Source organism: Paracoccus simplex, assembly GCF_042648325.1.
Lineage (GTDB): Bacteria > Pseudomonadota > Alphaproteobacteria > Rhodobacterales > Rhodobacteraceae > Paracoccus > Paracoccus simplex.
Genome location: NZ_JBHRXE010000012.1, coordinates 78,115 through 92,212, shown reverse-complemented (window position 1 = coordinate 92,212; position 14,098 = coordinate 78,115). Strand labels below are relative to the sequence as shown.

At 68.7% G+C, this 14,098-nt stretch carries 13 protein-coding genes; 8 read left to right on the top strand and 5 right to left on the bottom strand.

Annotated elements, in window-relative coordinates; all coding sequences use genetic code 11:
• The first annotated feature begins 6 nt into the window (after positions 1-6).
• Both ACFOMP_RS05860 and ACFOMP_RS05855 read left to right on the top strand, forming a co-directional pair.
• Complete coding sequence (locus tag ACFOMP_RS05860; RefSeq protein WP_379028514.1) at positions 7-981, top strand: tyrosine recombinase; 975 nt, start codon at positions 7-9, stop codon at positions 979-981.
• Positions 978-2,369, top strand: a complete 1,392-nt coding sequence (locus ACFOMP_RS05855; RefSeq protein WP_379028512.1) for an HlyC/CorC family transporter — start codon at positions 978-980, stop codon at positions 2,367-2,369. The genes ACFOMP_RS05860 and ACFOMP_RS05855 overlap by 4 nt, the downstream gene beginning before the upstream one ends.
• Here ACFOMP_RS05855 and ACFOMP_RS05850 read toward each other — a convergent pair.
• Positions 2,363-3,853 carry a nucleobase:cation symporter-2 family protein gene (locus ACFOMP_RS05850; RefSeq protein WP_379028510.1) on the bottom strand — a complete coding sequence of 497 codons (1,491 nt, stop codon included), beginning with the start codon at positions 3,851-3,853 and terminating at the stop codon, positions 2,363-2,365. The genes ACFOMP_RS05855 and ACFOMP_RS05850 overlap by 7 nt on opposite strands.
• 558 nt (positions 3,854-4,411) lie before the next feature.
• On the opposite strand from ACFOMP_RS05850, the gene tkt reads away from it, so the two are divergent.
• The 6 genes from tkt (at position 4,412) to aat (ending at position 11,133) form a co-directional block, all read left to right on the top strand.
• Positions 4,412-6,430 (top strand): transketolase, encoded by a 2,019-nt coding sequence (gene tkt, locus ACFOMP_RS05845; protein WP_379028508.1) that lies wholly within the window; start codon positions 4,412-4,414, stop codon positions 6,428-6,430.
• Between the two features lie 217 nt (positions 6,431-6,647).
• Positions 6,648-7,574: a DMT family transporter gene (locus ACFOMP_RS05840; protein ID WP_379028506.1), complete on the top strand. Its 927-nt coding sequence runs from the start codon at positions 6,648-6,650 to the stop codon at positions 7,572-7,574.
• Between the two features lie 11 nt (positions 7,575-7,585).
• Entirely contained in the window at positions 7,586-8,476 is an 891-nt protein-coding gene (locus tag ACFOMP_RS05835) for a lysophospholipid acyltransferase family protein (protein ID WP_379028504.1), read from the top strand.
• A 98-nt stretch (positions 8,477-8,574) separates the two neighbouring features.
• Positions 8,575-9,099 (top strand): acetyl-CoA carboxylase biotin carboxyl carrier protein, encoded by a 525-nt coding sequence (gene accB, locus ACFOMP_RS05830; RefSeq protein WP_379028502.1) that lies wholly within the window; start codon positions 8,575-8,577, stop codon positions 9,097-9,099.
• Positions 9,100-9,106: 7 nt separating this feature from the next.
• Positions 9,107-10,456, top strand: coding sequence for an acetyl-CoA carboxylase biotin carboxylase subunit (gene accC, locus ACFOMP_RS05825; RefSeq protein WP_379028500.1), 1,350 nt, complete (start codon positions 9,107-9,109; stop codon positions 10,454-10,456).
• Positions 10,457-10,494: 38 nt separating this feature from the next.
• Positions 10,495-11,133 carry a leucyl/phenylalanyl-tRNA--protein transferase gene (gene aat, locus ACFOMP_RS05820; RefSeq protein WP_289895285.1) on the top strand — a complete coding sequence of 213 codons (639 nt, stop codon included), beginning with the start codon at positions 10,495-10,497 and terminating at the stop codon, positions 11,131-11,133.
• Here aat and ACFOMP_RS05815 read toward each other — a convergent pair.
• From ACFOMP_RS05815 to clpX, 4 genes are all read right to left on the bottom strand, one after another.
• Entirely contained in the window at positions 11,097-11,612 is a 516-nt protein-coding gene (locus ACFOMP_RS05815; RefSeq protein ID WP_379028498.1) for a DUF2155 domain-containing protein, read from the bottom strand. The genes aat and ACFOMP_RS05815 overlap by 37 nt on opposite strands.
• On the bottom strand, positions 11,609-12,076 hold the full coding sequence (gene mlaD, locus ACFOMP_RS05810; RefSeq protein ID WP_289895283.1) for an outer membrane lipid asymmetry maintenance protein MlaD: 468 nt from the start codon (positions 12,074-12,076) through the stop codon (positions 11,609-11,611). Before mlaD ends, ACFOMP_RS05815 begins: the two co-directional genes overlap by 4 nt.
• Positions 12,077-12,080: 4 nt before the next feature.
• Complete coding sequence (locus ACFOMP_RS05805; protein ID WP_289895282.1) at positions 12,081-12,455, bottom strand: NADH:ubiquinone oxidoreductase subunit NDUFA12; 375 nt, start codon at positions 12,453-12,455, stop codon at positions 12,081-12,083.
• A gap of 361 nt (positions 12,456-12,816) precedes the next feature.
• Entirely contained in the window at positions 12,817-14,082 is a 1,266-nt protein-coding gene (clpX, locus tag ACFOMP_RS05800; protein WP_289895281.1) for an ATP-dependent Clp protease ATP-binding subunit ClpX, read from the bottom strand.
• Positions 14,083-14,098: the final 16 nt, after the last annotated feature.

The following is a 14,098-nucleotide window of genomic DNA, read 5'->3' as shown; positions in this document are numbered from 1 at the left end:
CCGGCGATGACCGGCAACAGCGACGGGCGGGGCGATCAGGGCCGCATATCGGCCTTTCTGGACGCGCAGGCGGCCGAGGCCGGTGCCGCCCGCAACACCCTGTTGGCCTATGGCCGCGACCTGAAGGATTTCGCCGGCTGGCTGGATCGCCGCGGTCAGACCCTGCTTTCGGTCCCGCGCGAGGGGATCGAGGACTACCTGTCCTTTTGCGACGCGCAGGGCCTGTCGCGCGCGACCCGGGCGCGGCGGCTGGCCTCGATCCGGCAGATCATGCGCTTCGCGCTGGAAGAAGGTTGGCGCGAGGACGATCCCGCCGGCCGCATCAGCGGTCCGGGCCGCCAGCAGCGCCTGCCCAAGACGCTGGACCGGGCCGAGGTGCAGGCCATGTTCGACGCCCTGCCCCGGCTGGGCCGCAACGAGACCGAGCGTGCCCGCAACGTGGTGCTGCTGGAACTGCTTTATGCCACCGGGATGCGGGTCAGCGAACTGGTGGCGCTGCCGGTCGGCGCCTGCCGCGGCGACCCGGCGCTGCTGCTGATCCGCGGCAAGGGCGGCAAGGAGCGCATGGTGCCGCTGAGCGACCCGGCCCGGCGCGCGCTGGCCGTCTGGCTGGCGCTGCGCGACCACGCGCCCGAGGACAGCCCGCTGGGCCGGCTGGTCGCCGGCAAGGGCGCGCGCTGGCTGTTCCCCGCCCCCTCGCGCGAAGGCCACATGTCCCGGCAGGCAATGAACGGCCTGCTGGGCCAGCTTGCCAGCGCCGCCGGGATCGCCCCCTCCCGCGTCTCGCCGCATGTGCTGCGCCACGCCTTCGCCACGCATCTGCTGGAAGGCGGGGCCGACCTGCGCGCCATCCAGACGCTGCTGGGCCATGCCGACCTGGGCACGACCGAGATCTATACGCATGTGCTGGACGCAAGGATGCGCGACCTGGTGCTGAACCATCACCCGCTGGCCAAACGGCGCCGGAGCGACACGCCATGACCACCCTGATGACCGCGGCCGCCGCTGCCCCGGCCCCCGACCCCGCCGCTGCTGTCGGCCTGGCCGGCTATGACATGGCCTTCTGGCTGACCGGCGCCGCCATCCTGGTGTTGCTGGGGCTTTCGGCCTTCTTCTCTGGTTCCGAGACCGCGTTGACCGCCTCGAGCCGCAGCAAGCTGCGGGCACGGGCCGACAAGGGCGACGAGGGCGCGCAAAGGGCGCTGGCGGTGACCGAGGACAGCGAAAGCCTGATCGGCTCGATCCTGCTGGGCAACAATGTGGTCAACATCCTGGCCGCCAGCCTGGCCACCGCGCTGTTCACCCGGTTGCTGGGCTCCAGCGGCGTGGCGGCGGCCACGCTGGTGATGACGGCGCTGGTGCTGATCTTCTCCGAGGTGCTGCCCAAGACCTATGCCATCCTTGCGCCCGAGGATCTGGCCAGTCGCGTCGCCCGCCCGATCGGCGTCAGCACCCGCATCCTGGCCCCGGTGGTGACGGTGGTGCGGTTGGTGGTGCGCGGCATCCTGGCGCTGTTCGGGGTGCGCGCCGACCAATCCGGCCATGTCTTCTCGGTGCAGGAGGAGATCGCCGGCGCCCTGGCCATCGCCCAGTCCAGCGGCACCGTGCAGAAGGAGGAGCGCGACCGGCTGATGGGGGCGCTGGACCTGGGCGACCGCTCGGTCGAGGAGATCATGCTGCACCGCTCGCGGATCGAGATGATCGACGCCGACCTTGCCACCGAGGAGGTGCTGGACCGGGTGCTGAAAAGCCCGCACACCCGCCTGCCGGTCTATCGCGGCGAGCGCGAGAACGTCATCGGAGTGATCCACGCCAAGGATCTGCTGCGCGGGGTGCGCAAGGCGCTGCAGGAAACCGACCCCGAGGCGCTGCGCAATTTCGACGTGCTCAGCACTGCCATGCCGCCCTATTTCGTGCCCGACACCACGTCCCTGGACGAGCAGATGCGCGAATTCCTGAAACGGCACACGCATTTCGCGCTGGTGGTGGACGAATACGGCAGCCTGCGCGGGCTGATCACGCTCGAGGACATCCTGGAGGAGATCGTCGGCGAGATCACCGACGAACACGACACGGACGCCGCGCAATCGCTGGTGCCCAACCCGCAGGGCGATTACCTGGTCGACGGCGCCATGACCATCCGCGACCTGAACCGGGCGCTGGACTGGTCGCTGCCGGACGACGAGGCCAATACCGTCGCCGGGCTGGTGATCCACATGGCCCAGTCGATCCCCGCGCCGGGCCAGGTGTTCTCGTTCCACGGCTATCGTTTCGAGGTGGTGGCGCGGCGCGAGAACCGCGTCACCCGCCTGCGCATCCGCCCCCTGGCCGAGGCGCCGTCAACCGGCGAGTCCGCCGCCGATCAATGATCGGCCATGCTGGCGGCGCGCTTGGCGTCCTCGGCGCTGCCGCCGGTGCCGTTGAAGAAAGCATTCAGCGCCACCGCCGCGATGGTGGCCAGCAGGATGCCCGATTCGATCAGCGGGTGGATGGCATGCGGCAGCCATTGCTTGAAGTCGGGCGCGATCAGCGGGATCATCCCGAAGCCAAGCGCCACCGCCACCACGAACAGGTTGTTGCGGTTGCCGGCGAAATCCACCGTCGAGAGGATGCGGATGCCGGTCGCGGCGACCATGCCGAACATCACCAGGCCGGCGCCGCCCAGCACCGGGGTCGGCAGCGATTCCACCGCCGCGCCCATTTTGGGCACCAGCCCGAACAGGATCAGGATCAGCCCGCCGGCGACGCAGATGAACCGGCTCTTGATGCCGGTGACGCCGACCAGGCCGACATTCTGGCTGAACGAGGTATAGGGGAAGGTGTTGAAGATGCCGCCGATCAGCGTGCCGAGGCCGTCGGTGCGCAGCCCGGCGCTGAGCCGCCGGGGCGTGATCTCGCGCCCCGTCATCTCGCCGAGCGCCAGGAACATGCCGGTCGATTCGATCATCACCACGATCATCACCAGCACCATGGTCACGATCAGCACCGGGTCAAAGATCGGCATGCCGAAATGGAAGGGCGCGACGATGCCGAACCAATGCGCCTCGGCCACCTTGTCGAAGGTCATCTGGCCCAGCACGATGGTCAGCGCCGCGCCGATCAGCATCCCCAGCAGCACGGCAATATTGGCGACGAAGCCGCGGCCAAGCCGCGCGATCAGCAGGATCGCCACCAGAACCACGCCCGAGATGGCGATGTTGATGGGCTGGGCGTAAAGCGGGTTCTGCACGCTGGGCGCCGGGGCGAAGCCCTCGGGCAGCGCCGGCACGGCGCCGGTTCCGGCCAGCTCCTTCAACTGGTTCAGCCAGCCCGCCGCCACCGGGTCCACCAGCTTGGGCGCGGTCGGCCCGACCGGGTTGCCGAAGATCCAGTTGATCCCCACCCGCATCAGCGTGACGCCGATCACCAGGATGATGGTGCCGGTCACCAGCGGCGGGAAGAATTTCAGCATCCGGCCGACGAAGGGCGCGATCAGCATGGCGACGATGCCGGCGCCGATGATGGCGCCGAAGATCATCCGCGCGCCGTCCGGCCCCGGATAGGCATTGGCCATCGCCACCATCGGCCCGACCGAGGCGAAGGTCACCCCCATCATCACCGGCAACTGGATGCCGAACCAGCGCGTCACCCCCAGCGACTGGATGATGGTGGCGATGCCGCAGCAGAACAGATCGGCCGAAATCAGGAATGCCACATCCTCGGGCGACAGCTTCAGCGCCCGGCCGACGATCAGCGGCACCGCCACGGCGCCGGCATACATGACCAGCACATGCTGCAGGCCCAGCGTCGCCATGCGCAGCGGCGGCAGGATCTCGTCGACCGGCTCCACCGCGGATGTTGCAGACCTTTCCATCGGGGCCTCCCTGTCCAGATTGCTGGTTTTATTGACAGATTGCGGGCTCTCCGGTGCTTTGGCAATTCCTTTCTGACGATGTCGTGAGCAGACCCGCCGAGCAGCGCCCGCCGGGCAACCCCGCCCGCCGCGCCTGCCGCAGCACCTTGTCCAGCCGCCGATCCGGCCAGGGCTCGGCTTGCGCCGCAAGTCGCCCTGCCACAGACGCGACGGCGGCCGGCGTGTCGGAAAAAGCGATGACCGGGCCCTTGCTTGCCGAAACGCAGGCACGGGAGAATTCGTCCGGCACGTATTTGGACGGCCGCGAGCAAGAGGACCAGGGATCGCCGTCCAGGATGTCGCCGCGCCGGACATGGATGGCAAACGGCTTGCCGCCGCCGGCGCCCCGGCGACGTTGCGCAGACAGATCGGCCGGGCGCCGACCGATCCTGGCGAAAGCCGATGATGGAGACATCTCCAGCCATGCCAAACCGCCCGGTCCGAACCCATCGCGGCTTGCAACCGCGCGCCTGCCTGCCTATCAGGACGTGCCGCCATCCAACAGCACGGAAGCCCGATATGGACATCGCCGCCCGCCGCAAGGCCGATCCCGCCCACTGGCGCCTCGCCACCGCCATCCGCGCCCTTTCCATGGACGCCGTCGAGGCGGCGCAGTCCGGCCATCCCGGCATGCCGATGGGCATGGCCGACGTCGCCACGGTCCTGTTCCGCAACCACCTGAAATTCGACGCCGCCGCGCCGAACTGGTTCGACCGCGACCGCTTCGTGCTGTCCGCCGGTCACGGCTCGATGCTGATCTATTCGCTGCTCTACCTGACCGGCTACGAACAGATGTCGCTCGATCAGATCCGCAACTTCCGGCAATGGGGCGCCATCACCGCCGGCCATCCCGAATACGGCCATGCCGAGGGGGTCGAGACCACCACCGGCCCGCTGGGCCAGGGCATCGCCACCGCCGTCGGCTTCGCCATCGCCGAGGAGGCGATGCGCGCCCAGTTCGGCGCCGACCTGTGCAGCCACAAGACCTGGGTCATCGCCGGCGACGGCTGCCTGATGGAGGGCATCAGCCAGGAGGCGATCGGCCTGGCCGGCCACCAGAAGCTGAAGAACCTGATCGTCCTTTGGGACAACAACGACATCACCATCGACGGCCGGGTGTCGCTGTCGGATTCGACCGACCAGCTGAAACGCTTCGAGGCCTCGGGCTGGCGCACGCTGTCCTGCGACGGCCACGACCCGGCCGATATCGAGCGCGCGCTTTCCGACGCCGCCAGCGGCCAGGACGACCGTCCGGTGCTGGTCGCCTGCAAGACCATCATCGGCTACGGCGCGCCGAAGAAGCAGGACAGTTCCGGCGCCCATGGCTCGCCGCTGGGGGCCGAGGAGATCGCCGCCGCCCGCGCCGCCTTCGGCTGGGAACACGGACCCTTCGTGATCCCCGAGGACATCCTGGCCGACTGGCGCGCCATCGGCGCCCGCGGCCGCGAGGCGCGCGAAGCCTGGGCCACCCGCGTCGATGCGGCCCAGAACCGCGACGAATTCGCCCGCCGCATCTCGGGCGGCGTCAGCGACCGGCTGGCGCCCACCATCGCGGCGCTCAAGGAACAGGCGCTGGCCAGCAAGCCCAAACTCGCGACCCGCAAGGCCAGCGAAATGGTGCTGGAGGTCATCAACCCCGAACTGCCCGAAACCATCGGCGGCTCGGCCGACCTGACCGGCTCGAACAACACCAAGACCAGGGATCTGGGCGCCTTCACGCCCGAGAACCGCCAGGGCCGCTATATCTATTACGGCATCCGCGAACACGGCATGGCGGCGGCGATGAACGGCATCTGGCTGCATGGCGGCCTGCGCCCCTATGGCGGCACCTTCATGTGCTTCACCGATTATGCCCGCGGCGCCATGCGGCTTTCGGCGCTGATGGGCCTGCCGGTGACCTATGTCATGACCCATGACAGCATCGGCCTGGGCGAGGACGGCCCGACCCACCAGCCGGTCGAACACCTGGCGATCTGCCGCGCCACGCCCAACACCCTGACCCTGCGCCCCTGCGACCTGGTCGAGACCGCCGAGGCCTGGGAAATCGCGTTGTCGAGCGAATCCACCCCGATGGTCATGGCCCTGTCGCGCCAGAACCTGCCGACGCTGCGCGAAACCGCGGGCGAGAACCTGACCGCCCGCGGCGCCTATGTGCTGCGCGAAGCCAGCGCCACGCCCCGGGTGATCCTGATGGCCTCGGGCTCCGAGGTCGAGATCGCCGTCGCCGCGCGCGAGACGCTCGAGGCCGAGGGCGTGCCGACCCGCGTGGTCTCGGTGCCGTCGATGGAGCTGTTCCGTGACCAGGACGCGGAATACCGCCGGCAGGTCCTGCCCGCCGGCACGGTGCGCATCGCGATCGAGGCGGCGGTGCGCCAGCCCTGGGACTGGCTGCTGCTGGGCGAACGCGGCCGCGAGGAAGCCTCCGGCTTCATCGGCATGACCGGCTTCGGCGCCTCGGCCCCGGCCCCGACGCTTTACAAGGAATTCGGCATCACCGCCGAGGCGGCCGCCGCCGAGGCCCGCCGCCTGCTCGGCTAAACCCCTGGGGCCGCGCCCGCACGGCGCGCGGCCCTTTTCCATCCGGCCGGCGGCTTCTTCGTGTCCCAGGCACGCATGCCGGGCGCCCCGGAAGGCCACCCCGCCCGGCTTTCACCGTTTTCCAAATACCCCTGCCCCCGCGCGGCCGGGGCACTCGCGCTGCCCCCATGGACCCCGCCGCCGCCCGAAGGCATAACGGCGGCACGAGGGACCTGCCATGACACCGCCCGAACCCAGCCCCGGCGCCTTGCCGCAGATCCTCGCCCCCGCGGGCGATCCGGGCCGCGCCACGCAACTGCGCGGCATCCTGCTGCTGCTCCTGGCGATCTTCCTGTTCACGCTGATGGACGCGACCGGCAAGCATCTCTCGACGCTCTACCACCCGGTGCAGGTGGTCTGGGCCCGCTTCGTCACCAATCTGGCCATCGTCGCGGTCATTCTCGCGCCGCGGCTGCGCAGCGCGCTCGCCATCCGGCGGCCGGGGGTGCAGTTCTTCCGCGGCGTCACGCAGCTCGGCTCGATCCTGCTGTTCTTCAGCGCGCTGCAATTCATCGGCCTGGCCGAGGCCACCGCGATCATGGACATCAACCCGGTGCTGATCACGCTGGGCGCCGCGATCTTTCTGGGCGAATCCATCGGCATCCGCCGCATTCTCGGCATCCTCGCCGCGCTTTGCGGCGCGCTGATCATCATCCGCCCCGGCGCCGGCGTCTTCCATCCGGCGGCGCTGCTGGCGCTGGTCGCAGCCTTCACCTATGCCGCCGGCGCGATCCTGACCCGCATCGCCCGCAGCGATTCCACCGCCACCTCGGTGCTGTGGTCGGCGCTGGTCGGCTCGGTGCTGTCCTCGCTGGCGGTGCCGTTCTTCTGGCAGCCCGTCGCCGCCGGCGATCTCTGGGCCTTCCTGCTGCTTGGCAGCCTCGGCACGGTGGCGCAGGCGCTGCTGATCCGGGCCTTCGCCCTGGCCGAGGCCGCCGCCATCGCCCCCTTCGGCTATACCGGGCTGATCTGGGCCGGGATCTGGGGCTGGCTCATCTGGGGCACCCTGCCCGACCTCTGGACCTTTGTCGGCGCGTTGATCATCGTGGCGGCGGGACTATATGTCTGGATGCGCGAGGCCCGCGCGATGAACCGGGCCGCCTGAACAGGACCGCGATGAGCGAGACCGACACACCCGAGCCGGTGGCCCTGCGCGACCGCATCGCCAACGGCGCCTTCCTTGCCATCATGGGCCTGGCGCGGCTGCTGCCCTATCGGCGGCGCATCCCGGCGATGGGCTGGCTCTTTGCCCATGCGTTGGGACCGCTGGCCGGCTGGCGCAGCCGCATCCGCGTCAACCTGGCCATGGCCCGGCCCGACCTGACAGAAGCCCAGGTGCGCCACCTGCTTCGCGCCGTGCCCGCCAATGCCGGCCGGTCGCTGGCCGAGATCTATTCCGGCACCGAGTTCACCGACCGCATCCACGCCTCGGACCCGCTGACCGGCCCCGGCCTGCCGGCGCTGGAACAGGCGGCGCAGGCCGGCCGCCCGGTGATCCTGGCGGTGGCGCATTTCGGCAATTACGACGCCATGCGCGCCGCGCTTTCGGGGCGCGGCTGGCCGGTCGGCGCGCTCTACCGGCCGATGAACAACGAAGCCTTCAACCGCCATTACATCCCCGCCATGCGCGCCATCGCCGAGCCGATGTTCCCGCGCGGCCGCGCCGGGCTGGCCGCCATGCTGCGCTTTCTGAAGGGCGGCGGCTGGATGGCGCTGGGCTTCGACCAGTTCGACGACCACGGCACCGAGCTGCGTTTTTTCGGCCTGCCGACCAAAACGGTGCTGACCCCGGCCGAGCTGGCGCTGCGCTATGACGCGCTGATCCTGCCCATCGCCGGGGTGCGCCAGCCCGACGGGCTGAGCTTTCGCGTCGAGGTCGGCGAGCCGGTCGCGCACAGCGATGCGGCGACCATGATGCAGGCGCTGAACGACGACCTGGAACGCCTGGTGCGCGCCCATATGGAGCAATGGTTCTGGGTCCACCGGCGTTGGAAACGCCGGCGCTAGACGGCAAATCCCTTTCCCTCGGCTTCCAGTCCGGTTTATAAGCCCCGCAAGCCGCCGCGCAGAGAACGCGGCCCCATGAACGACATCCAGAGGACGGCATGAGCGACGATTCCAAACAAGCTGGTCACGAAAAGCGTCATCACGAAGGCGACGTCGCCTTCATCCAGGCCCTTGCCGAGCTGCTCAACCGCAACGAACTGACCGAACTGACCGTCAAGCGCGAATATGACGAGAACGACCGCCTGACCGTCAGCCTGTCGAAACAGAACAAGCAGATCATCCAGACCGTGGCCGCCCCGGCCGCGCCGCAAGCCCCGGCGGCTACCGCCTCCGCCGCCCCGGCCGCCCCCGCCGCGGCCGCGGCCGGCAACGAGGATCCGGCCAGCCTGCCCGGCGTCGTGACCTCGCCCATGGTCGGCACTGCCTATCTGGCGCCCGAGCCCGGCGCGGCGGCCTTCGTCGCCATCGGCCAGCAGGTCAAGGAAGGCGAGACGCTGATGATCGTCGAGGCGATGAAGACCATGAACCACATTCCCGCGCCGCGTTCCGGCACGGTCAAGCGCATCCTCGTCGACGACGGCAGCCCGGTCGAGTTCGGCGCCCCCCTGATGGTCGTCGAGTGAGGCCGGGATGTTCGACAAGATCCTGATCGCCAATCGCGGCGAGATCGCGCTGCGCGTCATCCGCGCCTGCCGCGAGATGGGCATCGCCTCGGTCGCGGTGCATTCCACCGCCGATGCCGATGCCATGCATGTGCGCATGGCCGATGAATCCGTCTGCATCGGCCCGCCGCCCTCGACCGACAGCTACCTGTCCATGCCCGCCATCATCTCGGCCTGCGAGATCACCGGCGCCCAGGCCATCCATCCCGGCTACGGCTTCCTGTCGGAAAACGCCGGCTTCGTGCAGATGGTCGAGGATCACGGCATCACCTTCATCGGCCCGTCGGCGGAACATATCCGCATCATGGGCGACAAGATCACCGCCAAGGAAACCGCGAAATCGCTAGGCATCCCGGTGGTGCCCGGCTCGGAGGGCGGCGTGCCGGACGTGGCGGCCGCCAAGCGCGTCGCGGCCGAGATCGGCTATCCGGTCATCATCAAGGCGACCGCCGGCGGCGGCGGGCGCGGCATGAAGGTGGCGCTGGACGAGGCGGCACTGGAAAACGCCTTCCGCACCGCCCGGGCCGAGTCGAAGGCCGCCTTCGGCAATGACGAGGTCTATATCGAGAAATATCTGCAGCGCCCGCGCCATATCGAGATCCAGGTCTTCGGCGACGGCCGCGGCAAGGCCGTGCACCTGGGCGAACGCGACTGCTCGCTGCAGCGCCGCCACCAGAAGGTGCTGGAGGAAGCCCCGGGCCCGGTCATCACGCCCGAGCAGCGCGCCCGCATCGGCGGCATCTGCGCCAATGCCATGGCGAAGCTCGGCTATCGCGGCGCCGGCACCATCGAGTTCCTGTTCGAGGACGGCGAATTCTACTTCATCGAGATGAACACCCGCCTGCAGGTCGAACATCCGGTGACCGAGGCGATCTTCGGCGTCGACCTGGTCCGCCAGCAGATCCTGGTCGCCGCGGGCGAGGACATGGAGTTCCGTCAGGAGGATCTCGAGATCCGCGGCCATGCCATCGAGGTGCGGATCAATGCCGAGCGGCTGCCGAACTTCATTCCCTCGCCCGGCACCATCTCGCAATATCACGCGCCGGGCGGCCTGGGCGTGCGGATGGACAGCGCCATCTATGACGGCTATCGCATCCCGCCCTATTACGACAGCCTGATCGGCAAGCTGATCGTGCATGGCCGCGACCGGCCCGAGGCGCTGGCCCGGCTGAACCGCGCGCTTGGCGAGCTGATCGTGGACGGGGTGGACACCACCGTGCCGCTGTTCCGCGCCCTGATCGAGAATCCCGACATCCAGAGCGGCGACTATTCGATCCACTGGCTGGAGCGCTGGCTGGCCGAGATGGCCGCCGCCTGAGCCATGCTGGTGCGGCCGGCACGACCCGGAGGCCGCGCATGAGCAGCGGCTTGACGGCCGAACGGATGCTGGCCGCCTATGCGCAGGGCGTGTTTCCGATGGCGCAATCCGCCACCGATCCGCAGCTCTACTGGTTCGACCCGGCGCTGCGCGGCATCCTGCCGGTGGGCGGGGTGCATATCTCGCGTTCGATGCGGCGCTTCCTGCGGCATTGCGACTGGCGGGCCAGCATCGACCGCGATTTCACCGGCACCGTGCTGGGCTGCGCCGACCGCGAGGAGACCTGGATCAACAAGCCGCTTTTCGCGCTTTACCGCGAGCTGCACCGCCTGGACCATGCCCATTCGCTCGAGGTCTATGCCGGCGATGAACTGATCGGCGGCATGTTCGGCCTGACCCTGGGCGGGGCTTTCTTCGCCGAAAGCATGTTCTCGCGGCGCAGCAATGCCTCGAAGGCGGCGATGATCTGGATGTCGGCGCATCTGGCGCGCTGCGGTTTCACGCTGTGGGACACGCAATATCCCAACCCGCACCTGGCCTCGATGGGCGGGCTGACCATTCCCAAGGTGGAATACCGCCACCGGCTTGCCGCGGCGCTGCGGGTCCGGGCCGATATCCGGGCGCATCGCCTGCCCAGCCCTCAGGCGCTGCTGCAGGACAGAACCCAGACGTCATAGCGGGAATCATCCAGCGCCGAAAGCGCCGGGGACGAGGCGATCATCCAGCCGGAAAACAGCCGCGCATTGGCGCGCCGGTCGATGATCGTCAGCTCGGCATAGGCGTCCGAACTGGGATCGGCGGCCGGATAGCGGCATTCGGCCAGGCTGACCTCGAGCCGGCCGAACTCGGCTGTCTGGCCGATCGCCAGGTTGAAATCCTCGGTGCGACCGGTGATCTTGTCGAGCCCGCGCAGCTGCGCGCCATTGCCGCGCGCGGTTTCCGGGCCACGGGCGGCCTCGGCGGCGCGCTGGCGCTCGGCGGCCGAGGGCTCGGCCGGGACCACCGCGTCGGGATCGTCGCTGAAGGCCGGGTCGACCATCAGATGCTGGTCCTCGGCCGGCGGTTCCTCCTCCTGCGCGCGTACGGGAGTGGCGAAGGCGGTGGCGGTGGCGGCCAGCAGCAGGCACAGGCAGGTCCGGGCCAGAAGATCGGTCATGTTCCATCCTCCGAGCTTTGCGAATCCACGAATTTCATCATCAGCGAGATCAGGCTGACGGCGCCCTGCACGTCCTCGATCTCGTCGCCGGGCTGCAGGTCGTCGGGCGCGCCGCCGGGCTGCAGCTCGATATAGGCGCCGCCCAGCAGCCCGTCCGACTGGATCAGCGCGGCGCTGTCGCTGGGCAGGCGGATTTCGGGCGGCAGCCGCAGCCGGGCCTCGGCGTAATAGGTCTGCGGGTTCAGCTCGACCGCCGCGACGCGGCCGACGCGCACGCCCGCGACCCTGACCTCGGTGCCGACCTCGATGCCGTCGACATTCGGAAAGGCCGCCCGCAACTCATAGCCGCCGCCCAGCCGGGCGGTCAGCGGGCTGCCAGAGGTGGACCAGGCCAGAAAGCCGGCAGCGACGGCCAGAACGGCCGCGCCAACCCAAAGCTCGGCCCGTTCCGCGGCGCTGTTCATGCGCTTACTCGGGCTGCCAGGCGTCGTAATCGCGCCGCTCGACCGGCTCGGCACGATAGAGCGAGCCGGCCGGGTGATAGGCGGCGGCGGTGCCGGTCAGGTTCGGCTCATGCGGCTTTTCCCAGGATTTGCGGGCCAGCGGTTCGCGGGTCGGCGGCTCCTTGTAGGTGTGGTGCAGCCAGCCATGCCATTCCGGCGAGACGCGGCTCGCCTCGGCCTCGCCATTGTAGATGACCCAGCGCCGCTTGCCGCCGCCCGACTGGTAATAGATGTTGCCCTGATCGTCCTCGCCGACCTTCTCGCCATAGAGCCTGGTCCAGACCTGGGTGTTCAGGGTCTGGCTGTTCCACCAGGTCAGGATGCGAAGCAGAAGCGACATGGGTCAGAACCTCTTCATACGGGTGTCGGCCGAGATATGGCGCAACTCGCGCCGAAGGTCCAGAGAAGCGTGACGAAACCTTTCGCGAGCGCGGCACCGGGCCGCAGCTGGCGCTGGCCCGGCGCGGCCTGCCCGAGCCGGGGATCGCCGAGGAGGGGCGCTGACCGGTCGATGAGAGTTGCGTCGGGCAAAGGCCGCCGGAAAAGCGACACCCAAAGCAGATGCCAAAGGCCGCCAGACATGCGAAAGGGCCATCAAGCCGATGGCCCTTGCTGCCTTGCCCGTCCTGCGGCGCGCGTCCCGCGGCAGCGGCCCGGCGCAGCCCGCGTGTTCCGGGCGGATCGGAAACCCGGCGCCGGGATCAGCCGGCGGTCGCGGTTTCCTTCTTCGAATCGGTGTGGATCAGCAGAGGCTTGGCGGCGGGGTTCTCCACCGCTTCCTCGTTGACCACCACCTCGGCGACGCTGTCCATGCCCGGCAGTTCGAACATGGTATCCAGCAGGATGTCCTCCATGATCGAGCGCAGCCCGCGCGCGCCGGTCTTGCGCTTGATGGCGCGCTTGGCGATGGCGGTCAGCGCGTCCTCGGTGAAGGTCAGCTTGACGTTTTCCAGCTCGAAGAGCCGCTGATACTGCTTGACCAGCGCGTTCTTGGGCTGGGTCAGGATGATGATCAGCGCGGCCTCGTCCAGGTCGCCCAGCGTGGCGATGACCGGCAGGCGGCCGACGAATTCGGGGATCAGGCCGAATTTCAGCAGATCCTCGGGTTCAAGCTGCTTGAAGAGCTCGCCTACGCCCTTGTCGTCGTTTTCCTTGACCGAGGCGCCGAAGCCCATCGCCGTGCCCTTGTTGCGCTGCGCGATGATGCGGTCGAGGCCGGCGAAGGCGCCGCCGCAGATGAACAGGATGTTGGTCGTGTCCACCTGCAGGAATTCCTGCTGCGGATGTTTGCGCCCGCCCTGCGGCGGCACCGAGGCCACGGTGCCTTCCATGATCTTCAGCAGCGCCTGCTGCACCCCCTCGCCCGAGACGTCGCGGGTGATCGAGGGATTGTCGGACTTGCGGGTGATCTTGTCGACCTCGTCGATATAGACGATGCCGCGCTGCGCCCGCTCGACATTGTATTCGCTGGCCTGCAGCAGTTTCAGGATGATGTTTTCCACATCCTCGCCGACATAGCCGGCCTCGGTCAGCGTGGTCGCATCGGCCATGGTGAAGGGCACGTCGAGGATGCGGGCCAGGGTCTGCGCCAGCAGCGTCTTGCCGCAGCCGGTGGGGCCGATCAGCAGGATGTTGGACTTCGCCAGCTCGATATCGGTCTTGGAGCTGTGGTTCAGCCGCTTGTAGTGGTTGTGCACCGCGACCGAAAGCACCCGCTTGGCATGTTCCTGGCCGATGACGTAATCGTCCAGCACGGCGCAGATCTCGCGCGGGCTGGGCACGCCGTCGCCGGATTTCAGGGCCGAGGACTTGGTCTCTTCGCGGATGATGTCCATGCAAAGCTCGACGCATTCGTCGCAGATGAACACGGTCGGACCGGCAATCAGCTTGCGCACCTCATGCTGGCTCTTGCCGCAGAAGCTGCAGTAGAGCGTGTTCTTGCTGTCGCCGCCGGTCGGATTGGCCATCAGATGATCCTCGTAT

Excerpts from the sequence above, each read along its gene's own strand:
- ACFOMP_RS05860 (WP_379028514.1), top strand. The coding sequence starts at position 7 with ATGACCGGCAACAGCGACGGGCGGGGCGATCAGGGCCGCATATCGGCC.
- ACFOMP_RS05855 (WP_379028512.1), top strand. The coding sequence starts at position 978 with ATGACCACCCTGATGACCGCGGCCGCCGCTGCCCCGGCCCCCGACCCC.
- ACFOMP_RS05850 (WP_379028510.1), bottom strand. The coding sequence starts at position 3,853 with ATGGAAAGGTCTGCAACATCCGCGGTGGAGCCGGTCGACGAGATCCTG.
- tkt (WP_379028508.1), top strand. The coding sequence starts at position 4,412 with ATGGACATCGCCGCCCGCCGCAAGGCCGATCCCGCCCACTGGCGCCTC.
- ACFOMP_RS05840 (WP_379028506.1), top strand. The coding sequence starts at position 6,648 with ATGACACCGCCCGAACCCAGCCCCGGCGCCTTGCCGCAGATCCTCGCC.
- ACFOMP_RS05835 (WP_379028504.1), top strand. The coding sequence starts at position 7,586 with ATGAGCGAGACCGACACACCCGAGCCGGTGGCCCTGCGCGACCGCATC.
- accB (WP_379028502.1), top strand. The coding sequence starts at position 8,575 with ATGAGCGACGATTCCAAACAAGCTGGTCACGAAAAGCGTCATCACGAA.
- accC (WP_379028500.1), top strand. The coding sequence starts at position 9,107 with ATGTTCGACAAGATCCTGATCGCCAATCGCGGCGAGATCGCGCTGCGC.
- aat (WP_289895285.1), top strand. The coding sequence starts at position 10,495 with ATGAGCAGCGGCTTGACGGCCGAACGGATGCTGGCCGCCTATGCGCAG.
- ACFOMP_RS05815 (WP_379028498.1), bottom strand. The coding sequence starts at position 11,612 with ATGACCGATCTTCTGGCCCGGACCTGCCTGTGCCTGCTGCTGGCCGCC.
- mlaD (WP_289895283.1), bottom strand. The coding sequence starts at position 12,076 with ATGAACAGCGCCGCGGAACGGGCCGAGCTTTGGGTTGGCGCGGCCGTT.
- ACFOMP_RS05805 (WP_289895282.1), bottom strand. The coding sequence starts at position 12,455 with ATGTCGCTTCTGCTTCGCATCCTGACCTGGTGGAACAGCCAGACCCTG.
- clpX (WP_289895281.1), bottom strand. The coding sequence starts at position 14,082 with ATGGCCAATCCGACCGGCGGCGACAGCAAGAACACGCTCTACTGCAGC.